The organism is Pseudarthrobacter sp. NamE5, from assembly GCF_005796225.1.
In the GTDB taxonomy this organism is placed as follows: domain Bacteria; phylum Actinomycetota; class Actinomycetes; order Actinomycetales; family Micrococcaceae; genus Arthrobacter.
The window spans coordinates 206,564-227,816 of the sequence record NZ_VAHO01000003.1 but is presented as its reverse complement, the minus strand read 5'-3'; the positions used below and the strand labels follow the sequence as shown (position 1 = coordinate 227,816).

General features: G+C 66.3%; 17 protein-coding genes and 2 pseudogenes. 11 read left to right on the top strand and 8 right to left on the bottom strand.

Translation table 11 applies throughout. The annotated features are described in order from the left end of the window. Positions 1 to 27 precede the first annotated feature (27 nt). Positions 28 to 405 carry a hypothetical protein gene (locus tag FDW84_RS06305; RefSeq protein WP_138607623.1) on the top strand — a complete coding sequence of 126 codons (378 nt, stop codon included), beginning with the start codon at positions 28 to 30 and terminating at the stop codon, positions 403 to 405. A gap of 741 nt (positions 406 to 1,146) precedes the next feature. On the opposite strand, the gene FDW84_RS06300 is transcribed toward FDW84_RS06305, so the two are convergent. Beyond that, complete coding sequence (locus tag FDW84_RS06300; RefSeq protein WP_138607621.1) at positions 1,147 to 1,647, bottom strand: hypothetical protein; 501 nt, start codon at positions 1,645 to 1,647, stop codon at positions 1,147 to 1,149. A gap of 658 nt (positions 1,648 to 2,305) precedes the next feature. On the opposite strand from FDW84_RS06300, the gene FDW84_RS06295 reads away from it, so the two are divergent. From FDW84_RS06295 to FDW84_RS06280, 4 genes are read left to right on the top strand one after another with little or no spacing between them, the layout of a single operon-like run. After that, the gene (locus FDW84_RS06295) at positions 2,306 to 3,064 is read left to right on the top strand and encodes a LamB/YcsF family protein (RefSeq protein WP_138607619.1); all 759 of its coding nucleotides are present in this window, start codon (positions 2,306 to 2,308) and stop codon (positions 3,062 to 3,064) included. Then, entirely contained in the window at positions 3,061 to 4,731 is a 1,671-nt protein-coding gene (locus FDW84_RS06290; protein WP_138607617.1) for a 5-oxoprolinase subunit B/C family protein, read from the top strand. The genes FDW84_RS06295 and FDW84_RS06290 overlap by 4 nt, the downstream gene beginning before the upstream one ends. An 11-nt stretch (positions 4,732 to 4,742) precedes the next feature. After that, positions 4,743 to 6,479 (top strand): acetyl/propionyl/methylcrotonyl-CoA carboxylase subunit alpha, encoded by a 1,737-nt coding sequence (locus FDW84_RS06285; RefSeq protein WP_138607615.1) that lies wholly within the window; start codon positions 4,743 to 4,745, stop codon positions 6,477 to 6,479. Positions 6,480 to 6,510: 31 nt separating this feature from the next. Then, positions 6,511 to 7,209, top strand: a complete 699-nt coding sequence (locus tag FDW84_RS06280) for a GntR family transcriptional regulator (protein WP_138607613.1) — start codon at positions 6,511 to 6,513, stop codon at positions 7,207 to 7,209. A gap of 71 nt (positions 7,210 to 7,280) precedes the next feature. On the opposite strand, the pseudogene FDW84_RS06275 reads toward FDW84_RS06280, so the two are convergent. From FDW84_RS06275 to FDW84_RS06265, 3 genes and pseudogenes are all read right to left on the bottom strand, one after another. Further along, a pseudogene (locus tag FDW84_RS06275) lies at positions 7,281 to 7,712 on the bottom strand (D-glutamate cyclase family protein); the annotation flags it as partial. 41 nt (positions 7,713 to 7,753) lie between these two features. Continuing rightward, positions 7,754 to 8,971, bottom strand: coding sequence for an NRAMP family divalent metal transporter (locus FDW84_RS06270; protein ID WP_138607611.1), 1,218 nt, complete (start codon positions 8,969 to 8,971; stop codon positions 7,754 to 7,756). 199 nt (positions 8,972 to 9,170) lie between these two features. Continuing rightward, positions 9,171 to 9,518, bottom strand: a complete 348-nt coding sequence (locus tag FDW84_RS06265) for a hypothetical protein (protein WP_138607609.1) — start codon at positions 9,516 to 9,518, stop codon at positions 9,171 to 9,173. A gap of 219 nt (positions 9,519 to 9,737) precedes the next feature. Here FDW84_RS06265 and FDW84_RS06260 point away from each other — a divergent pair, with 219 nt between their 5' ends. Then, positions 9,738 to 10,364 carry a hypothetical protein gene (locus FDW84_RS06260; protein ID WP_138607607.1) on the top strand — a complete coding sequence of 209 codons (627 nt, stop codon included), beginning with the start codon at positions 9,738 to 9,740 and terminating at the stop codon, positions 10,362 to 10,364. An 83-nt stretch (positions 10,365 to 10,447) separates the two neighbouring features. Then, positions 10,448 to 11,200, top strand: a complete 753-nt coding sequence (locus tag FDW84_RS06255) for a YcnI family copper-binding membrane protein (RefSeq protein WP_138607605.1) — start codon at positions 10,448 to 10,450, stop codon at positions 11,198 to 11,200. A gap of 163 nt (positions 11,201 to 11,363) precedes the next feature. Here FDW84_RS06255 and FDW84_RS19990 read toward each other — a convergent pair whose 3' ends face one another. Then, the gene (locus FDW84_RS19990) at positions 11,364 to 11,570 is read right to left on the bottom strand and encodes a hypothetical protein (protein ID WP_371419137.1); all 207 of its coding nucleotides are present in this window, start codon (positions 11,568 to 11,570) and stop codon (positions 11,364 to 11,366) included. On the opposite strand from FDW84_RS19990, the gene FDW84_RS06245 reads away from it, so the two are divergent. Further along, positions 11,569 to 12,024: a DUF4232 domain-containing protein gene (locus FDW84_RS06245; protein ID WP_138607601.1), complete on the top strand. Its 456-nt coding sequence runs from the start codon at positions 11,569 to 11,571 to the stop codon at positions 12,022 to 12,024. The two genes, FDW84_RS19990 and FDW84_RS06245, sit on opposite strands and share 2 nt — an antisense overlap. A 124-nt stretch (positions 12,025 to 12,148) precedes the next feature. On the opposite strand, the gene FDW84_RS06240 is transcribed toward FDW84_RS06245, so the two are convergent. Continuing rightward, positions 12,149 to 12,610 carry a DUF4383 domain-containing protein gene (locus FDW84_RS06240; protein WP_138607789.1) on the bottom strand — a complete coding sequence of 154 codons (462 nt, stop codon included), beginning with the start codon at positions 12,608 to 12,610 and terminating at the stop codon, positions 12,149 to 12,151. Between the two features lie 192 nt (positions 12,611 to 12,802). Between FDW84_RS06240 and FDW84_RS06235 the strand changes: the two genes are divergently transcribed. From FDW84_RS06235 to FDW84_RS06225, 3 genes are all read left to right on the top strand, one after another. Then, the gene (locus tag FDW84_RS06235) at positions 12,803 to 14,329 is read left to right on the top strand and encodes an FAD-dependent oxidoreductase (RefSeq protein ID WP_138607599.1); all 1,527 of its coding nucleotides are present in this window, start codon (positions 12,803 to 12,805) and stop codon (positions 14,327 to 14,329) included. A 91-nt stretch (positions 14,330 to 14,420) separates the two neighbouring features. Next, on the top strand, positions 14,421 to 19,526 hold the full coding sequence (locus FDW84_RS06230; RefSeq protein ID WP_171046674.1) for a DNA glycosylase AlkZ-like family protein: 5,106 nt from the start codon (positions 14,421 to 14,423) through the stop codon (positions 19,524 to 19,526). Further along, the gene (locus FDW84_RS06225; protein ID WP_138607597.1) at positions 19,519 to 20,367 is read left to right on the top strand and encodes an Fpg/Nei family DNA glycosylase; all 849 of its coding nucleotides are present in this window, start codon (positions 19,519 to 19,521) and stop codon (positions 20,365 to 20,367) included. The genes FDW84_RS06230 and FDW84_RS06225 overlap by 8 nt, the downstream gene beginning before the upstream one ends. Here the strand turns inward: FDW84_RS06225 and FDW84_RS06220 are convergent. Together FDW84_RS06220 and FDW84_RS06215 are read right to left on the bottom strand one after the other, a co-directional pair. Further along, positions 20,364 to 21,056 carry an SRPBCC family protein gene (locus FDW84_RS06220; protein ID WP_138607595.1) on the bottom strand — a complete coding sequence of 231 codons (693 nt, stop codon included), beginning with the start codon at positions 21,054 to 21,056 and terminating at the stop codon, positions 20,364 to 20,366. The genes FDW84_RS06225 and FDW84_RS06220 overlap by 4 nt on opposite strands. Next, positions 21,049 to 21,237 (bottom strand): annotated as a pseudogene (locus FDW84_RS06215) (ArsR family transcriptional regulator); the annotation flags it as partial. The gene FDW84_RS06220 and the pseudogene FDW84_RS06215, both read right to left, overlap by 8 nt. Positions 21,238 to 21,253 lie beyond the last annotated feature (16 nt).

Sequence of the window (21,253 nt, the reverse complement as noted above, 5' to 3'; positions counted from 1 at the left end):
GGACGATTAGAGAACGGAGCGAAACAAATGACAGTGGACATCGAACAAGTCAGGCGCGACACCACGGAGGTCATGTCGGGAATCGACGGGTGGTCCCCGGAATACGTTACCCAGGACTTGTTAAGCGACCTGGAGTCCGCGGAAGAAGTCGTAGAGCAACCTGTTCTTGAGGACGACCTTCAGACCCTCGCCTACATCTACTACGGCAACCGGCCCGTATGGATCAGGGATCTTTCCAGGCCAGGCTTCGTCGGTCGCCTCGTCATCTACAACGGCAGCACCAACCGACCAAACGATCCGTGCGGGACTAGGTTCCGGCGATCAATCTGGTTCTACCGCACACCGAGAGGCACTCCGTACAGGAACTGCGGAAGGTACTGGGGATACCAGTTCATAAATGCGTGATGCCTTGTTCTGTCCCGCAGGGCTACACCACCACCTGCCAAGCTAGTCAGTTCGGAACCGGCGTGGCCTAGCTGCAAGCGTGTGCTGGAGTACCGCCGCTACTTCAATTTAAAGTATGCCTGATGCAGCCAAATAGGTCGGCTACCTCTTGGGTTTTTCGGAACCCCGGCTTTTCATTCCTCGACTGCGTGCCGGCCCAGTAGTGCAACTGCCCCTGCCACTGACTTGTTAACATCTACGCCATGACTGACACACCTAACGAACCCTTAGAGCGTCTTATGACAATGGACGAACTTGCTGCACACTTCCAGATTAGTCGCAGCACGGCATTCCGAATGAAGAAGCGTCAAGGCTGGCCGTGCATCCGATTTGGATCCGAGATCAGGTTTTCCCGAGAGAACGTGCTGGCGATCCAAGAGCTCAACGCGGAGGTTTCTCCTCCCGCGAAGCAGGCAAGAAGCACAAGAGTTGGGACGGAGTTGTCGCGACGCAGGGCTCACGCTTACAACGTCAGGAACGGGCTGGTAGAACGGCCTAAGCCTGCAACGCCCGAAGCCCGATGAGTGATGACCTAGTCCGCAAAAAGTCCGCAGGAGGTCCACAAGCGGACCACTACGGCCGATAACTTCCAACAAGGAAACCGCGGAAAATCAACGTTCTCGTCGTAGACCAACAACCACCCATCAAGGCTGTTTAGTTCGAGCTCTACTGCGGCATCCCGGTCTTCCGGATGTGTCGGAGCTACAGCATGGAGTAGAGGTGCGGGAGTAGCCGTTCCATTCGTTTCGCCCCGTCCCCGCTCAGGTGTTCGTTATTTGGTAGTTGGAAGGTCGACCCCTTGGCGAATGTCAGAGTCACTTCGTGGTGCCTGGCAACGGTGCCGTCACCACGAATTTCTCCTGGCCGCAGGTCCACCGCGATACTCGCTAAGTTCTTGAGACCCATTGTCTCGGTTACCTCGCGGTCCAGCGTCTTTTCCGGACCGCAGATTCGCCCCCATGCACTTACGATCAACTGGCTAGTCACAATAACCAAGTCATACACGTCTGGGTAATCGGACCGGGTGGCGGGCCCCAGCGGCGGAGGCGTCACGTCGAGCCATACGCCGCCCACGCAAAGCAGCCCTTCTTGGCCGCCAAGAAGGGGTCTGATTTCCTCCAGCACTTGACTCAGCGGGTTGCTGAGCTGGTGCTCCTCAACGCTTTCGCTCCAATACTCATTGTCAGCGGCAAACTGATCCATAAGTACTTCCGTCGGTGTACGCGTCCCGCTCTGCATGCCGGTCACGCTACCGTCAATCAAATATCTCGTCCACGCCCCAGCTGATCGGCGCTGCCCACATCCTGCCCACACTTTGCCCACACCTGCCGTGATTTTGAGTGATGGCAGGTGAGGTATTTTCCCGACATTCCGGGATTCTCCGCGCCGGCGCTGGTACTGGAAAGGTTTCAAATCCCACCGTCACCGCCAGGTAGCAAGGCCCTGGTTCCCCTTTAGGTAAAGGGGAACCGGGGCCTTTGCTTTGCCCGAGCCCAGGGCAGCGCCTATATCTTGCCCACTCGTCAGCGTACTGCCCGAGCTAATGCACCGGGACGTTCCAGCCGCCCTCGTCTCCTAACTCGCAACCATCGAGAAGGACCGCGCTTTTGCGCTGGTCCACCTAGTGATGGACCAGCGGGTCAAGCCCTATTGAGCCACCTGCGGAAGGAAAGGAGGACGACGGCGGGAGGCACCGCCGTCGTCCTCCCCTACTTTCGCCTGCACTTCCTTCCCAGAGACCGCCTCACGCCGCTCGCATCCGCCGCCGCGGGAGCCAGCAGGCACGATCTGGAAAAATTGTTGAACAATCTTCGATTCTCATGCATGCTAAGGAGACCACTTCAAAGAGACGAGAATCACTATGGCCTTCATTGACCTCAACAGCGACGTCGGCGAGTCCTTCGGCAACTGGACCATGGGCGACGACGCCGCAATGTTCCGCTCCGTCTCCAGCGCGAACGTCGCCTGCGGGTTCCATGCCGGCGACCCCTCCACCATCGCCCAGACCTGCCGGGACGCCGTAGCCGCCGGAATCAGCATTGGCGCCCATGTGGGATACCGGGACCTGGCGGGCTTCGGCCGGCGGTTCATGGACTGTTCCCCCACGGAACTGGCAGACGATGTCCTCTACCAGCTGGGGGCGCTCGAGGCGATCGCCCGCGCGGCCGGCGGGGGGATCCGCTACGTCAAACCCCATGGCTCCCTCTACATCACCATAGTGACCCACCAGGCCCAGGCACGGGCGGTGGTGGACGCGGTAAAGGCCTTCGGCGGAGACCTGCCGCTCCTGCTGCTGCCGGGCTCGGTGGCGCTCTCCACCGCCAGGGCAGCCGGTCTCCGCGGCGTGGCCGAAGCCTTCGCGGACCGCGCCTACAACCCGGACGGAACCCTGGTATCCCGCCGCGAACCGGGTGCCGTCCTCCACGATGAAGACGCCGTGGCAGCCAATATGGTGCGGTTCGCCACCGAGGGCACCATTATTGCCCGCGAGGGATCCGCCATCCGCACCTCTGCCGAAAGCATCTGCCTCCACGGTGACACCGCGGGAGCCGTTTCCATGGCGGCAGCCGTCCGCCGGGAACTGGAAGCAGCAGGCGTCGAAATCCGGAGTTTTGTATGAGCCCTGCCGACGTCCGCTGGGCAGGGCCGCGTGCTCTGCTCGTCGAACTGGATTCCCTCGAGGCAGTACTCGCCGTGCATTCCCGCCTGCGGGAGAACCCGGCGCCAGGCCAGGTGGATGTCCTCGCGGCGGCGCAAACAGTGCTGGTGGTTTTCGACTCCCGTGCCAACGCCCGCGCGGCCCGCAAGGTCATCGCCGGACTCGAGACCCAGGTTGCCGGCGCTGCCGCAGGTTCGGAGGCGCCGGTAAAGATCGAGGTGGTGTACGACGGCGAGGACCTCACCGAGGTGGGGAAGCTGACGGGGCTGGGGAATGACGGCGTCATCGCTGCCCACACCGGCCAGCTGTGGACCGCAGCCTTCGGCGGTTTCGCCCCCGGGTTCGCTTACCTGGTGGGTGAGACCGACGCACTCAACGTACCCCGGCGGGGCACCCCACGCACCGCCGTACCCGCGGGTTCGGTGGCACTGGCGGGCAACTTTTCGGCAGTTTATCCCCGCCGCTCACCCGGCGGCTGGCAACTCATCGGACACACGGCCGCGCGCATGTGGGACCTGCAACGGGAGCAGCCCGCATTGGTCCGCCCGGGCGCCAAAGTCCGGTACGTTGCGGTGCGCGAGCTGGTGGAGGTCAACTCCGCCGGCGCGGAGCACGCCGGCGAGCCGCGTCAGGGTGACCACGCGCACCAGCCGACTCAAGGTCCAGCCGGAGACCGCCTTGAGGTGCTGTCCCCGGGGCCCCAGTCCCTGATCCAGGACCTCGGTCGCCCAGGGCTGGGCGACCTCGGCGTCTCGCCAGCCGGCGCCGCCGACGCCAGGAGTGCCCGGCAGGCAAACCGGCTGGTGGGCAACCTGCCAACTGACGCCGTCATTGAGAACGTGTTTGGCGGCCTGGCGGTACGCGCATACGGCGAACTGACCGCCGCTTTGAGCGGGGCAGGAACCAGTGCCGCAATCCAAGGGCCGGACGGCAGCAGGCCCGCGCCGATGTACGCACCCTTCCCCCTCCACGACGGGGAAAGCCTGCACCTCGACGTGCCTGAAGCAGGGCTGCGCACCTACCTCGCCATCCGCGGCGGGATTGATGTTCCCCCTGTCCTTGGCAGCCGCTCCACAGACCTGATGTCCGGCATCGGTCCCGCTCCGTTGGCAGCCGGCGCCGTCCTGCCCATCGGCGAGGTGGCCACTGCACGGGCGGTCGGCCAGCCGGAGCCGCCGGCACTGCCCGGTGAGCTGGTGTCCGCGGCAGCGGGCAGGCCGGTGGTCCTGCGCATTACCAGCGGCCCCCGGCACGACTGGTTTACGCCCGAGTCCCGTGAAGCGCTGACGCAGCAAGTGTGGACCGTGACCGCCGAGTCCAACCGGATTGGTGTCCGGCTCGATGCAGGCGGGCAGGAGCCCGGAACCCCGGGTAAGCCGCTTGAGCGGGCCCGGACCGGCGAACTTCCCAGCGAAGGCGTGGTGGTCGGCTCACTGCAGGTCCCGCCGTCGGGCCTTCCGGTCCTGTTCCTGGCCGACCATCCCGTGACCGGGGGCTACCCGGTCATTGGTGCGGTCATTCCCGAAGACCTTCCTGCCGCCGCGCAGCTTCCCCCCGGTACTGCGGTGCGTTTTGTCGACGTCGATCCCGAAACCCTGCAGCCGCTGGCCCCCACCCCGAGCACGTGAAAGAAGCAGCCATGAAAAAAGTCCTGATTGCCAACCGTGGCGAGATCGCTGTCCGCATTGCCCGTGCCTGCGCCGATGCAAACCTGGCATCCGTGGCCGTGTACTCGGACCCGGACGCCGATTCCCTGCATGTCCGCCTCAGCGACGAGGCCTACGCCCTGGGCGGTTCAGCCAGCTCGCAGACCTACCTGGATATCCAGAAGCTCTTGGGCGTCGCTGCCCGTTCAGGCGCCGATGCGGTGCACCCCGGCTACGGCTTCCTTTCCGAGAACGCCGACTTTGCGCAGGCAGTGCTCGACGCCGGACTCACGTGGGTGGGCCCCTCGCCGGAAGCCATCCGGAGCCTCGGAAACAAGGTCACAGCCCGGGAAATAGCTGTCCGGGCCGGTGCGCCCCTGGTGCCCGGCAGTGATGGCCCGGTGGCCGATGCTGATGCCGTCCGTGCCTTCGCGGCGGAATACGGTGTCCCCGTGGCCATCAAGGCGGCATTTGGCGGCGGCGGCAGGGGCCTAAAGATTGCCTACCGGATGGAAGACATCGACGACGCCTTCGATTCCGCAGTCCGTGAGGCCACCGTTGCCTTCGGCCGGGGCGAATGCTTCGTGGAGCGGTTCCTGGACCGGCCGCGGCACGTCGAGGCACAGGTCCTGGCTGATACCCACGGAAACGTGGTGGTGGTGGGTACGCGTGACTGTTCCCTGCAGCGGCGCAACCAAAAGCTCGTTGAGGAGGCACCGGCGCCGTTCCTTACCAGGGAACAGCGCAGCCGGATCCACGAATCGGCGCGCGCCATCTGCCGTGAGGCCGGGTACACCGGTGCCGGGACCGTGGAGTACCTGGTGGCGCCCGACGGCGTCATCTCGTTCCTCGAAGTGAACACCCGCCTTCAGGTGGAGCACCCGGTCACGGAGATGACCTCCGGACTGGACCTGGTACGCGAACAGTTCCGCATCGCCGACGGGTTGCCCGTATCCGTCACCGAGGACCCGGCGCCCTCCGGCCATGCCTTCGAGTTCCGGCTTAACGCCGAAGACGCCGGCAGGGGCTTCCTGCCCTCCCCCGGCCCTGTGGAGGTCTTCGAGGCTCCCACTGGCGCCGGCATCCGGGTGGACTCCGGTGTCCGTTCAGGCTCCGTCATTCCGGCGGAATACGACTCCCTGATGGCCAAGCTGATTGTCCACGGCGAGGACCGGGCGCAGGCGTTGCGGCGTGCCCGGGCTGCCCTGGATGAACTCCGGATTGAGGGCGTTCCCACGGTGCTTCCCTTCCACCGCGCCGTGGTGCGGGACGGGGACTTCACAGCCGAGGACCGGCTGGGCGTTTACACCACCTGGATCGAAACGGACTTCGCAGGCCGCCTGGAGGTGTCCCTGAAAAGCGGGGCCGCCGGTCCGGTTGCCAAGCGCGAAACATGCACTGTGGAAATAGACGGCAAGGCCGTCCAGCTCGGGCTGCCGGCACAGGTCTACCATGCGCTGCTCCATGGCGGGAGCGCCGCCGTCGGCCCTTCATCAGCCGGGGAACAGGCGGACTCAAACGGGGAGGTGACCGCTCCCATGGGCGGAAACCTGGTCAAGTGGGTGGCCGACGACGGAGCCGGGATCGGCGTCGGGGAGCCCGTTGCCGTCCTTGAAGCCATGAAGATGGAAACCGTGGTGGTGGCTTCCAGCGCGGGCACGTTCCGGCGGGGCGGGCAGGAGCCGGGCGCTGCCGTGACCCGCGGTGAAGTGTTGGGCACCGTCAGCTAGCATCGTTAGTCGACGGAAACCTGGGGAGACCATGAATACTTTGGCAGACGGCACAGCCGAGCACGCACATACCACCGCGTGGATCGCGTCTGTGCTCCGCAGCCGCATCGCAGCAGGTGAACTGACTCCCGGCTCAAAACTGTCCGAGGAGCCGCTGTCCGCAGCGCTGGGCGTCTCACGGAATACTTTGCGGCAGGCCTTCTCCACCCTTGCCGGCGAATCCATCGTGACCCGCATTCCCAACCGCGGGGTCTTCGTAGCGTCGCCGGGCGTGGAGGAAGTCCGCGAAATCTACCGGGTGCGCCGGATGATCGAGCCGGCAGCGGTGCTGTGGGGTGACGTTACGCCCAAGGTGCTGGATAACCTGGAAGCCATTGTGCAGCAGGCGCAGCAGGCCCGGGACAGCGGGTCGGTCCCCGACATGGCGGACGCCAACCAATCCCTGCACCGGGCCGTGGTGGCCCTGACCGGCAGCACGTCGCTCCAGGGGCTCATGGACCGCGTGCTCGCCGAAATGCGGCTGGTGTTCCACAGCATGTCGTCAGCACCGGACTTCCACAGCCATTACGTGGACCGGAACGTGACGCTGGTAAAGCAGCTGCGCGCGGGCAAGCGGGAGGAAGCAGCAGCCGGATTGCGCGCGTACCTGGACTCGGCCGAGGCGGAGCTGCTGGCGCATCTGGGCGACGAGCAGGACCGCCAGTCGGAGCTGCGGCAGCGCGCCGTGTAGAACAGGCAACGGACAGGCTAAAAATGGTGTGGGGCAGGAGTTCCTCCTGCCCCACACCTTTCGGTTGTCCCCTAAGGGACTACATAAGCGCTGTCCCGGGCGTCGGTGATCAGCATATGGCCGGGTGCATGGCCGATGGCCAGCGGGGGCCGCGACTGCATGACTGCCGCCTGGGGCGTCACCCCGCAGGCCCAGAAGACCGGCAGGTAGCCATCCGGTATCTTCACTGCATCACCGAAATCAGGCCTGGCCAGGTCGCTGATGCCCAGTTCGTGCGGGTTGCCCACATGGACGGGAGCGCCGTGGACAGCCGGGTAGCGGGACGTGATGCGGACAGCGTCGGCAACCTGCGCCGCGGGAACGGGGCGCATGGAAACCACCAGCGGACCGGACATCGGACCGGCCGGAGCGCACTGCCGGTTGGTCCGGTACATCGGCACGTTGACGCCCTGGTCGATGTGCGCAATCCGGATGCCCCCGTCCTGCAGCGCTGCCTCAAAGGTGGCCTTGCGGGCCTCGGCGGGAAGCAGGGAGGCCCGGCTGGTCATGACCACAGCTTCGCGAGGCCCATAACCGAGTTCCAGCCAAGGAACAACGTGAGGAACCAGGTCAGGACGCCGACAATCAGCAGCCACTTGGGGTACACGTAGCCGTGCAACAGGTCCCGGCGCCGCCAGGCCACCCAAAGGAGGACAGCGAAGCCAACCGGCAGGATCAGCCCGTTGAAGGCGCCTGCGAAGATCAGCAGCTGCTGCGGTGCCTGGCCGAGGAAGGCATACACGATGGCACAGCCGGCGATGAAGGCAACGGTGATGAGGTTGCGCTTACGCTCCGGGGTGCGGGACGAGGTGATGAAGGAGACGGAGGTGAACGCTGCGCCGATCACCGAGGTGATGGCGGCGGCCCAGAGAACCACGCCAAACATCCGAAGGCCAATTTCGCCGGCTGCGGTGCCGAAAGCTTCGGCCGCCATGTTGTTGCTGGTGAGGACCGTGCCGCCGGCTACCACCCCCAGGATGGCCAGGAAGAGGAGCACCCGCATGAGGCCGGTGACCAGGATGCCCAGGACGGAGCTGCGGGTGATCTCCTTGACGTGCCTGACGCCGGTGGCGCCCGAGTCGAGCATGCGGTGGGCACCCGCGTAGGTGATGTAGCCGCCCACGGTTCCGCCCACCAGGGTGGTGATGATGAGAAAGTCGACAGTCTCGGGCAGGATGGTGTTCTTCAGGGCCTCACCCAGGGGCGGGGCGGCGACAACAGCCACGTAGATCATCAGCAGGATCATGACGGCGCCGAGCAGGACCACGATCCGGTCCAGCGCCATGCCGGCCTTCTTGCTGAGGAAGATCAGGATGGCGACGACGGCTGACACGGTGCCGCCCACCTTCGGGTCAACGCCCATCATGGCATTAGCACCCAGGCCCGTTCCGGCGATGTTCCCGATGTTAAAGACGACGCCGCCGAGGAAGACCAGGCCGGCCAGGAACCAGCCGATGCCGGGGATGACTTTGTTGCCCAGCTCCTGGGCGCGAAGCCCGGAAACGCCGATGACGCGCCACACATTCATCTGGACAGCGATGTCGATGAGAATCGAGGCCAGGATCGCGAAAGCGAACGATGCGCCGATCTGCGCAGTGAAGACCGTGGTCTGCGTGATGAAGCCCGGTCCGATGGCGCTGGTGGCCATCAGGAACATAGCTCCCATGAGGGCCGTGCGCCGAGCAGAGGAGCTCATATTCAGTTTGATGCCGGTTTCTGCCATGGATCAGTCCAATGCCTAGGGTGACAGGAGTCACAATGATCGTCCCGATCGACGATACAGGTTGTTGAACAATCCCCGCAAGGCATTGTTCAACAATTCTCGGCTGAGGTACCCCCCGCCTGCGGGACAACAGAAGGCTGGTACCCAGGGGTACCAGCCTTCTCCTGCACTTCTGTGCCCTGTCAGTCAGGGCTCTGCGCTACAACCGGTCGCTCCGGTCCTCGCCGCCCTTGTGCCCGGCGCCGCGCAGGTTCTCCTGCACCTTGCCGAACAGATCCTTGATGGTGGACTCCGCATTGGTGATGACATCCACCGGCACGTAAACATCGTGGGTGACCGGCAGGTCGTACTCATCCTTCAGGTGGGTGCCGTTGCCTACCCCCTGCAGGGACAGGTAAACCATCGCCTCCGTGCGGGCGATTCCGGCCAGTTTGCCAAAAACGACTGTGAATTCGTTGGGCTGGAAGCTGATGGATTGGCCGATGTGGCTGCGGCCAAGTTCACCGGCTGGAATGGCCTTCTCTGACTGGCTCCCGTTGTAGTCCATGAACTTCTCCTCAAGATCGCCGACACATACGCTGGCAGTCTAACGCGGCCCTGAACAGAGGGTACATAGCCGGAACGCTTCCGCGCAGTGGGCGCGAAGCCGTGCTGCAGCAACCATCAGCCACGGAAGCGGCCGTAGCAAACGATAGAATCGGAACAACCAAAACCTGGACCGGCGCCCCCTGCCCTTGGCCCGTTCCGCCACTGGAAGGAGCTATCCGTGCGAACGCACCGTCCACGGACCCCCTTCCACCTCCTCCGCGCCTCAGCACTGAGCACTGTCATCCTGACGCTTGCCGCCGGCGCCCACCTTGCGGGCGGAGGAGCCCTCCCCCAGCCGGTCATCATGCTGGCCATGCTCGCATTGACCGCCCTGGCCGGCACCACGGCTACCCGCCTGAAGCTGGGCTTTCCCGCCATGGCAGCGCTCCTGGGCGGCGGCCAGTTGGTGCTGCATAAGGTCTTTACCGGATTCAGCGCTCCTCCGGTTACGGCACTGCCCGGCAGCAACTTGATCCATGAGGGGCACCACTCCGGATCCGCCGTCCTGGCCCCCATGGTTGACCACCTGTACGGGGCCGGCGCAGGCTCCGGGCCCCTGATGCTTGCAGCCCACGTGACGGCGACCTTGGGGTCCGCGTTCATGCTTGCCAAGGGCGAGGACGCGCTGTGGGCGCTTGCCAACTGGCTTCGGCCGCTCTTTGCCCTCCCCCGTCCCCTTAAAAACGACGGCGGTGCCCAGCCATCCGTTGCCTCTCCACCTTCCGCCGCGCCGTTGCGTCCCTGGCGCAACCTCCGGCAGGACAGCCGCCGCGGCCCGCCTTCCGCCGTCGCGCTCTCCTCCTGACCGGCACCGGAACCTGCCGGCGTCGGGCCCCACGAAAGTTACGCACCCCCCGGCCAACGGGGCGTGCGCCAGAAAGGCAACCCATGAAAACCCCATTCCTTCGCCGTACCCTGACCGCTGCCGCAGCCACCGGAAGCGCCGCCGCGCTCCTGCTGGCAGCGGCCGGCGGCGCCGCCGCACACGTCGGCGTGACGCCGGACAAGACCTCAGCCAACTCCTATGCCCTGCTCACCTTCGGGATCCCGCACGGCTGCGACGGCTCCGGGACCACCAAAGTGGCCATCACCCTGCCGCCGGAACTGAACGACGCACAGCCCACTGTCAATCCCAACTGGACGGTGGAGAAAGTGACCGAGCAGCTCCCTGAGCCTAAGAAGCTCGCGGACGGTACCTCCATCACCAAACGCACCAGCCAGATCGTCTACACCGCCAAAGCCCCGCTCGAACACCAACTCAGGGACGCCTTGGTCCTCTCGGTGAAACTGCCCGACGCACCAGGATCAACGCTCTACTTCCCCACGCTCCAGACCTGCGAGACGGGCCAGACCGACTGGTCCGACATCGCCCGGGACGGCCAGGACCCGCACTCGCTGGCCGCTCCCGCGCCGTCGCTCACCGTCACGGAGGAGGTCAGTAGTGGAGGTCACGGCGCAGCTTCCCCGGCTGCACCCCATGCCGGCGAAAAGGTGGCAGCAATAGCCGACGGCGGTGCGGACGCGCGGAGCTGGGCAGGCCTGGGAGCCGGTGTGGCTGGACTGGCGCTGGGCGGAGCTGCCTTCATCCGCAGCGTTGCCCGGCGCAGTGGAACCGGCAGCAGCAACACAACGGGCGGCTAAGCAAAAGGGGACTAAGCCGGGAGAGCCGCCAGGCAGGGCCCCGCCTCAGCAGGGCTACCCGTTTGACGCCCGGATCATCACGATCCGGGCGTCAAAATGCTTCGCCGCCTCGTGGCGCCGTTGACGCGGGCAGCCGCTGCCATGAAGGTGGTGCCATGAGGTCTCAGCGAATTTTCCAGGGGTTGGCCATGACGACGGCGGCAGCGGCGGCAGCACTGATGCTCAGTGCGTGCAGTCCAAGCCAGCCGCAAACGCAATCGACGCCGCCTGCGGCCACCGGCCCTGCCAGCGGCACGGCCAGCCCGGGCGCACCGTCCGCACCTACCACAACGTCCACGACGCCGTCGTCCGCGGACCCGTCACCCGGCATGTCCGCCTCCTCCCCTGCCGCTCCCGCACCGTCACCAGGACTGTGCAAGGCGGCCGGGCTTTCTGCGGCAACCGACGCATCCGGCGGCGGCGCCGCCGGGAGCGTTTACATGAAGCTCAACCTCACCAACACGGGCTCCGAACCGTGCATCCTCCGGGGCTTCCCCGGCGTCTCCCTGGCAGCGGACAACACCGGCGCCCCCATCGGTGCCCCGGCCCAGCGGGATCAAGCAACAGCCCCGGCGGACGTCCTGCTGGCCCCGGGCGGAACGGGCACCGCCGTGCTGCGCTACACCCAGGCGGGAAACTACACCGACTGTGCCATGGTGGACGCCGCCGGCTACCGGATCTACCCGCCCGAGGACACCGCATCCCTGTTCCTGCCCCAGCCCACCAAGGCCTGCAGCAACGCCGGCATCACTCTGCTGACCATCGGGCCGTTCCAACCGGCCTGACGTTCCTGATAAAGCCGCAGGCGCATGAAGCTGCAGGCGGTCCGGCAAGGTGCCGGACCGCCTGCAGTGGTGTTCTTGCTGCTCGTTTACTGGCCTTGGTGCTGATGCCCAAACCCAGGTGGTGTTAGTGGGCTGTGGTGGTGCGGCCGGCGCGGGCCGTCCCGCGGGACAGGGCGAATCCCAGGCCAAGCATTGCCACGCCAAGGACGAAGTGCAGCCAGTCATCCGCGACGTTGACGGGGACGAAGTTGGCCGCCGTGTCCTTGCCGATCAGCAGGCCGTAGATCCACAGGACCAGGTAGATCGCGCCGCCCACCACCAGGTAGTTCTTTGACTGTGCAGCACTGCGGGCCATGGCGATGCCGGCTGCGCCGAAGAGGAGGTGGACGATGTTGTGCAGTATCGACACCTGGAAAATACCTAGCAGCAACGCCTGGGACTCGTGCCCCGCGAAACCGAGGGTTTCGTACTGGGTGGTGATGCCAGGAATGAACCCCAGGACGCCCACCAGAAGGAACACAGCTCCCACTGCGAGGGCGGCTTTTTGAATGTTGGTCCGGCCTGCTGCTCGGCCGTCGGAACTCATGCTTGTCATGATTTCTCCTGCTGTTTGCCGTTATGTTCACATCTTGGCTGCCGGGCTGCCAACTGACCATAGACTTAAACCCCGACATCGTAAGTATACTTAGCAAATCCGCCGCGGATAGATAGGGTCTATAACAGACCCATTACAAACTGGCCCGGGAGGGCCCTCGGACCGAAGGCAGGTTGAACAGCCATGACGTCGATTTGGTTGGACCGCAGCGACTCCTTCACCAGTGATCCGTTCGAGCCAGGAAGCAGCCATGACACCGTGGTGGCCGGCGCAGGGCTGACTGGACTGGTGACCGCACTGCTGCTGGCCCGCTCCGGGCAGAAGGTGCTCGTCCTTGAGGCCAGGTACCCGGGTGCCGTGACCACGGGAAACACCACGGCCAAAGTCACCCTGCTGCAGGGGACCTTCCTGTCACAGCTGTCCCGCCAGTACTCCCAAAAGCAGGTGCAGGCTTACGTCGATGGCAACCGTGAAGGCCAGGCGTGGCTCCTGCGCTACCTCGACGAACACGGCGTGGCCTACCAGCGCCGGGATGCCTACACCTACGCAACGTCCCCGCAGGGGACGGAAAAGCTCCGGGAAGAGGTCAGCGCCGGCACCACTGCCGGGCTGGACATGGAATACGTGCGCGACGCCGGGCTGCCGTTTGCCGTCCACGGCGCGGTACGCCTCGCGAACCAGGCGCAAATCAATCCGCTGGAAGTGCTGGATACCCTGGTGGCCGACATCCGCAGCCGCGGCGGGTCGATAGTAGGCGGGGTGCGGCTGCAGGACGTCACCGGCGCCAGGCCTGCCACGGTGCACACCGACCACGGCACGGTCACCGCCAACGAGGTAGTGCTGGCCACCGGCATCCCCGTGCTGGACAGGGGGCTTTACTTCGCCAAGCTGAAGCCCAGCCGCTCCTACGCCGCGGCGCTTCAGCTGCAGGAGGACCAAACCCCTCCCCCAGGGATGTACATCTCGGTGGAACAGCCAACGCATTCGCTCCGGGACTACGAAGTGGACGGCCGGCGGCTGCTCCTGGTGGGCGGACACGGCCACCACGTGGGCCGGGCGCGGTCCGAGAAGCACCATTTGGGCAGCCTCCTGGATTGGGCCGCGCAGCACTATCCCGGTGCGGTGACCACCCACACCTGGTCCGCGCAGGACTACCTGCCCACCAACCTCATGCCCTTCTTCGGCAAGTTCCCCCGGGGCAAGGGTCATGTCTACTTCGGGACCGGCTACAACAAGTGGGGCATGACCAATGCCGTGGCGGCCGCCGTCGGAATCTCAGCTGACATCCTGGGCGGAAACGTGCCCTGGGCAGACACCATCCACCACCGGGTCACCTCCCCCTCCGGTGCCTTCTCCGCCGTCGCGCTCAACGCAGGGGTTGCAGCCACAATGGCGTCCGGCTGGGGCCAGTTGGCCGCCGAGGGCCTGCGGAAGGACAAGAAGGAGCCCGCTCCGCCTCCCGCGCCGGCAGCTCCGGGTGAAGGCGAAGGCAAGGTCTACCGGGAAGGATCAAAACCGGTTGCCGTGTCCACGGTGGGCGGCACCACGTGCAAGCTTTCCGCTGTGTGCACCCATATGGGCGGGATCCTGCACTGGAACGACAGTGAACTGACGTGGGACTGCCCCCTGCACGGCTCCCGCTTCACCAACGAAGGAAAGCTCCTGGAAGGCCCGGCCACGAAGAACCTTCCCGTGGTGGACAAGGCTTGAGCCCAGGCGCTGGGGACGGGTTCCTGGGCCGCTTCCGGCGGTCCGCTGGCCAACCGGCGCCGCTGTGGGTGGCTTGGGGCATGATGGAGGCATGAACCGGGAAAAGCCCACAGCGCGTGGTATCACTCCGCCCGGCAGTGCTGCCGGCGCGGATACTGCACCTGAGCCCATGACCCAGTTCAGCAGGCCAACCCGCGACTGGTTCCTGGGCGCGTTCTCAGAGCCCACTCCCGCCCAGGAAGGCGCCTGGCGGGCCATCTCGTCCGGCTCCCATGCCCTGGTGGTGGCTCCCACGGGATCCGGAAAGACGCTTGCCGCCTTTCTCTGGGGGCTGGACCGGCTGCTCGTATCTTCTACTGGGGCGCCGGAAACGGCTGATGGGGCCGTCGGCGCGGAGGCCGCGGCGGCAGAAGGCGGCGTTTCGAAGCGCCCGGCGCAAGGCAAGCGGACGCGCGCACCGAAGCGCAAGACCCGCGTTCTCTACATTTCGCCCCTTAAGGCGCTGGGCGTGGACGTGGAAAGGAACCTGCGTTCGCCGCTGATAGGCATCACCCAAACCGCCAAACGGCTCGGACTGCCGGCACCCCTGATTACAGTGGGCGTCCGGTCCGGGGACACCACCGCCGCGGACCGCCGCCTGCTGCTCAGCAATCCGCCGGACATCCTCATCACCACACCGGAATCGCTGTTCCTGATGCTGACCTCCAGGGCACGGGAAACCCTCACCGAAGTGGACACCATCATCATTGACGAGGTCCACGCCGTGGCCGGCACCAAACGCGGCGCCCACCTGGCGGTCTCGCTCGAACGCCTGGATGCGCTGCTGCCCAAACCAGCCCAGCGGATCGGCCTGTCTGCCACGGTGGAGCCCAAGGAACTGGTGGCACAGTTCCTTGCCGGTTCGGCCCCCGTGGAAATAGTTGCCCCTCCCGCCAGGAAAAACTGGGACCTTACCGTCTCGGTCCCGGTGGAGGACATGTCGGACCTGCAGGGCGCTGCCGGCGCTTTTGACTCCGGACCTGCCTCCGGGCTGCAGCCCCAGGCGTCCATCTGGCCGCACGTGGAAGAGAAAATTGTTGACCTTGTACTGGCAAACCAGTCCACCATTGTGTTCGCCAATTCACGCCGCCTGGCCGAGCGGCTGACGGCACGCCTCAACGAGATCCATGCGGAGCGTCAGCTGGTGGCAGTGGGTGGCGGCTGGGACGATCCCGGGCCCCTCCCCGCACCCGGCGTCCCTGCCTCCACCGGCACGCCGGCACACATGATGGCACAGGCAGGAAGCTCTGCGGGGGCGGATCCCGTGTTGGCACGCGCCCACCACGGTTCAGTCTCGAAGGACCAGCGGGCCCTCATTGAGGATGACCTGAAGTCCGGGCGGCTGCGCTGCGTGGTGGCCACGTCATCCTTGGAACTAGGCATCGACATGGGGGCAGTGGACCTGGTGGTGCAGGTGGAATCGCCGCCGTCGGTGGCAAGCGGCCTGCAGCGTGTGGGCCGCGCAGGCCACCAGGTGGGAGAAGTCTCGCAAGGAGTTCTCTTCCCGAAACACCGCGCGGACCTGGTCCATACCGCCATTACGGTTGAACGGATGCTGGACGGCAGGATCGAGCGCCTCAGCATTCCCACCAACCCGCTGGACATCCTCGCGCAGCAGACCGTGGCTGCCACAGCTCTGGGCAGCATCGACGTCGAGGAATGGTTCGCCACCGTCCGGCGCTCCGCCCCCTTCGCGTCACTCCCCCGCTCGGCCTTCGAGGCCACGCTGGACCTGTTGGCCGGCCGCTACCCCTCGGACGAATTTGCGGAACTCCGTCCCCGGATTGTCTGGGACCGCAACGCCGGCACCATCGAAGGCAGGCCGGGAGCCCAGCGGCTCGCCGTCACCTCCGGCGGCACCATCCCGGACCGAGGCCTCTTTGGCGTCTACATCATCGGCACGGAGATGGAAGGAACAGCGTCGCCTTCGGCGGACGGAAAGCCCGCTCCCGCGCCCAAAGGCGGCCGGCGCGTGGGCGAGCTGGACGAGGAGATGGTGTACGAGTCCAGGGTGGGCGATGTCTTCGCCCTGGGCGCCACCAGCTGGAAAATCGAGGACATCACCCACGACCGCGTGCTCGTCTCCCCCGCCTTCGGCCAGCCGGGCAAGCTTCCCTTCTGGAAGGGCGATTCGCTGGGCCGGCCCGTCGACCTTGGCCGCGCCCTCGGCGCGTTTGTCCGTGAACTGTCCGCGTCCGACACCGGTCCTGCCACGGAACGCTGCAAGGCCAGCGGCCTGGACGAGTTCGCAGCCAACAACCTCATCCAGTACCTAACGGAGCAGAAACAGGCCACCGAGGTAGTCCCGAGCGACACCACGCTGGTGGTGGAGCGGTTCCACGATGAGCTGGGCGACTGGAGGGTAATCCTGCACAGCCCCTTCGGCATGCCGGTGCACGCGCCCTGGGCCCTCGCCGTCGGGCAGCGGCTCCACCAGCGGTACGGACTGGACGGTTCCGCCATGGCCGCGGACGACGGCATCGTCCTGCGCGTGCCCATGATGGAGGACGAGCCGCCGGGAGCGGAGCTGTTCCTGTTTGACCCCGAGGAACTGGAGCAAATTGTCACGGCAGAAGTGGGCGGCAGCGCGCTGTTCGCTTCGCGGTTCAGGGAATGCGCCGCCCGGGCCCTGCTGCTGCCACGGCAGACACCCGGCAAGCGGCAGCCCCTGTGGCAGCAGCGGCAGCGTTCAGCCCAACTGCTGGACGTCGCCAGGAAGTACCCGGCCTTTCCCATCGTGCTGGAAACTGTCCGTGAATGCCTGCAGGACGTTTACGATTTACCGGCGCTGAAGGACATTGCCGCTTCCGTGGAGCGGCGTGAGCTGAGGATTGTCCAGACCACCACCCAGCAGCCGTCGCCGTTCGCCAAGTCCCTGCTGTTCGGGTATGTGGCGCAGTTCCTCTACGAGGGCGACTCCCCGCTGGCAGAGCGCCGTGCCGCTGCCCTGGCCCTGGACTCAACCCTCCTCAACGAGCTGCTGGGGCGGGTGGAGCTGCGGGAGCTGCTCGACGCCAAGGTTATCGAGGCCACGGAGCGCGAGCTGCAGCGGCTGACACCGGACCGCCGGGTCCGCGGGCTGGAAGGAGTGGCGGACCTGCTGCGGCTTCTCGGGCCCCTGGCTCCCGACGAAGCCGCGGTCCGGCTGCAGGCGGTGGAAGCAGCGGCCGGGCTGGATACCGGCAGCAAATCAGCTGCGGCACATGGCAGCACCGAACCATCAGAGGCTGAACCCGGGCTGGCTGATGCCGAACCTGTACCCGAAGCAGCCCATGAAAGCATCGAGTCCGCCACTGCACACCTCATGGCCCTGCAGCGGGCAAATCGTGCCATCAAGGTCAATATCGGCGGCGTCGAGCGTTTCGCTGCTGTTGAGGACGCGGCGCGGCTGCGCGATGCCATCGGCGTCCCCCTTCCCATGGGGGTACCGCTGGCCTTTATCGAACCGGTCGCCGATCCCCTCGGGGACCTGGTGTCCCGGTACGCCCGCACCCACGGGCCGTTCACGGCGGCGGAAGCAGCAGCCCGGCTGGGACTGGGCGTGGCAGTAGTGGGCACCGCCCTGAAGCGGCTGGCCGCGGATGGCCGCGTGGTGGAGGGCGAGTTCCGGCCACATCCGGCGCCTCCGGAACCTACGCCCGGCAGCGGCCCGGAAGAGGGTACCCAAACCGCGGCGGCACAGGCCCTGCCGAACCTGCCCCAGCACGCGCTGGCCAATGAATGGTGCGACGCCGAGGTGCTGCGGAAGCTCCGCCGTCGTTCGCTTGCTGCCCTGCGCGCCGAAGTGGAACCCGTGGACGCAGCAGCCTACGGGCGTTTCCTGCCGGCCTGGCAGCACGTCCGCACCCCTGGCGGCGGCCGCGGCCAGCCTTCCCTCCGCGGCCTGGACGGCATTGTCACTGCCATCGACCAGCTCTCCGGGGTCCCCATTCCGGCATCGGCATGGGAACCCTTGGTCCTCGCCGGCAGGGTGGCCAACTACCAACCGGCCATGCTCGACGAGCTCATGGCGGCGGGAGAAATCCTCTGGTCCGGCGCCGGTGCCCTGCCCGGAAACGACGGATGGATCAGCTTCCACCTGGCCGACTCCGCGGAGCTGACCCTGAACCCCGCTCCCGACTACGAACCCGGTGACGCCCAGCAGCGGCTGCTGGACCACCTCCGGAACAACGGCGGCGGCTACTTCTTCCGGCAACTGACGGACGTGGCCGGCGGCATGGACTCAGTGCTGGGCGACCAGGAAGTGGTGGCAGCCCTGTGGGACTTGGCATGGGCGGGCCGGATCACCGGTGACACCTTCACGCCGGTCCGGGCACTTATCGCGGGCGGACACACGGCCCATCGGCAGGTTGCGCGGGCGCCCCGGGCCCGCGCTCCGCGGCTCAGCAGGCTGGGCCGTTCCCACGGGACCGGCCTCCTGGGCTCGCCGGGGCTGGCCGGCGGCCGGTACGGCACGGGCACCGGCGCCGTGCCAACACCACCTATGGCCGCCGGGCGTTGGTCAGCCCTGCCACAGCCCGAACTCGATCCGACCATCCACGCCCGCGCTACTGCCGAACTCCTGCTGGATCGGTACGGCGTAGTAACCAGGGGTTCAGTGATGGCAGAACAAATCCTGGGCGGTTTCGGCCTGATGTATAAAGTCCTGGCCCGACTGGAGGAGGCAGGCCGGTGCCGCCGCGGCTACTTCATCGAGCATCTGGGTGCAGCCCAGTTCGCCGTTCCGGCCACCGTGGACCGGCTGCGCTCGTACTCCGAGGACACGCAGCTTGCCAGGCCGGAACCGGTGGCGCTCGCCCTGGCCGCAACAGATCCCGCCAACCCCTACGGCGCAGCCCTCCCCTGGCCTGCGCTTCATGACGAGGCTGGCACCGGACACCGTCCCGGACGGAAGGCGGGTGCCCTGGTGGTCCTGGTGGACGGGGCTCTGGTCCTCTACGTGGAACGGGGCGGAAAGACACTGCTTGCCTTCAGCGACCATGAGGACGTTCTGGCGGCGGCGGGCACGGCGCTCGTGGGCGTGGTCACGCGCGGTGCCGTCGACAAGCTGATCATGGAGAAAGTCAACGGACACGAAATCCTGGACACCCCAGTGGCCGCAGCTCTCAGCTCCGCCGGGGCATACTCCACCCCGAAGGGGCTGAGAATCCGTGCCTGAAGGTGATTCCGTCTGGCGCGCCGCCCACCAGCTGCACCAGGCGCTGGCCGGGCAAACGCTCCTCGCCTCTGATTTCCGCGTGCCGCGCTTCGCCACCCTGAACCTGGCCGGTTGGACCGTGGCCGAGGTGGTGCCCCGCGGCAAGCACCTGCTGATGCGTGTGGTGGGACCGGACGACAGGAAGCTCACCATCCATTCACACCTGAAGATGGAGGGAACCTGGCAGGTCTATCCGCCCGGCGGAAGGTGGCGGAAACCCGGCTACACTGCCCGCTGCGTCCTGCGCACCAAGGCTGCGGACGCCGTCGGCTTTTCCCTGGGGATCGTGGAAGTGGTGGCCACGGCGGACGAGGACTCCATTGTGGGGTTCCTGGGACCGGACCTGCTGGGGCCGGACTGGGACCTTGACGAGGCCGAGCGGCGGATCCGCTCGGCCCCCGATGTCCCTGTTGGCGTAGCGTTGCTGGACCAGCGGAACCTGGCCGGAATCGGCAACATCTACCGGTGCGAGGCGTGCTTCCTGTCCGGAGTCCACCCCGCCTCGCCGGTGTCGGCGGTCAGGGACCTGAGGACCATGATGACCGACGCCAAGCAGCTCCTGGAGGTCAACCTGGGGTCCGGCCGCCGCGTCACCATCCTCAACGCGCGGGGCATGCCCGTGGGGAGGATGGCCGGACGGCCGGGCTACTGGGTCTACCGCCGTGAACACCAGCCCTGCCTCAAATGCGGGACGCCTATTCGGCGCGGCCTGCTGGGGAAACCCAACGGCGACGAAGAGCGGGACATCTACTACTGTCCCCGGTGCCAGCCGCTGCCGGCCGGGGCCGGTCCACAGCCCTAGGCGTACACCCGCTCCAGGAAGTCGCCCCACGCCTTGGCGGTGGTTTCCGAATCCCCGGCTCCGCTGAAGTCATGCACAGTCATCCCCACCGGAGCACCCCAGGCATTGCGGCCGAAGAACCGGTACATCGCATCGGCGGTCCGCAGGCCCAGGAAGTGCTCGTTGAAGAAGTCGACTTCGCCTGTCAGCCGGCCCACGCCGTCGAGCTCCAGGTCCACCTGCGAACCCTGCCCCGCAGACCCGACCCCCAGGGCCGTGCGGAGCCGGGTGAAGCCATCGGGCGCCTGGGACGCGGCCGGGCCCTGAATGTCGGTGAACACCACCGGTTGGCCGTCGAAGTACTGCAGGTACTGGCCCAGGGTGTGCAGGTAGAACTCCGTGTGCCGGCTGGCGCCGTCGTACTGCTGGTCCCAGTTGTCTGCGAAGATCCCGCTGTGGACGTAATGCAGGCGGGCACGTCCGCCTTCGAGCGGTTCCAGGACGTGCTCGAGCTGGTTGAACCAGCCGTCGGGTCCGTCAATCCTGGACACCAGGTGGCGGGGATACTCGTTGACCGTCTTGACGTCGGGCCATTCGTCCGTAGGGAACATCCAGGCGGGCGTCCCGGTGGTGACGGCATCCCACACCCGCTCGGGGGTGCCGGGAAGTTCCGTGTCGTAAACGATTTCGAAGTCGCGGTTGTCAGTCATTGTCCTGCTCCTTGCCTGCGGGTGATTGATTGGTTGTCTTGAGTTCGGGGTGCAGCGCCACCACCAGTCGGTGCCGCCGCCCGCGGGGAGCGCCGTCGTCGTGGTACTTGTCCACCAGCCTTATGACCGCCACGCCGAGTTCCCCGGCAAAGGCGGCACGGTCGGCGGCGGTATTTATCGTCGGCCGTCTGGCCGAG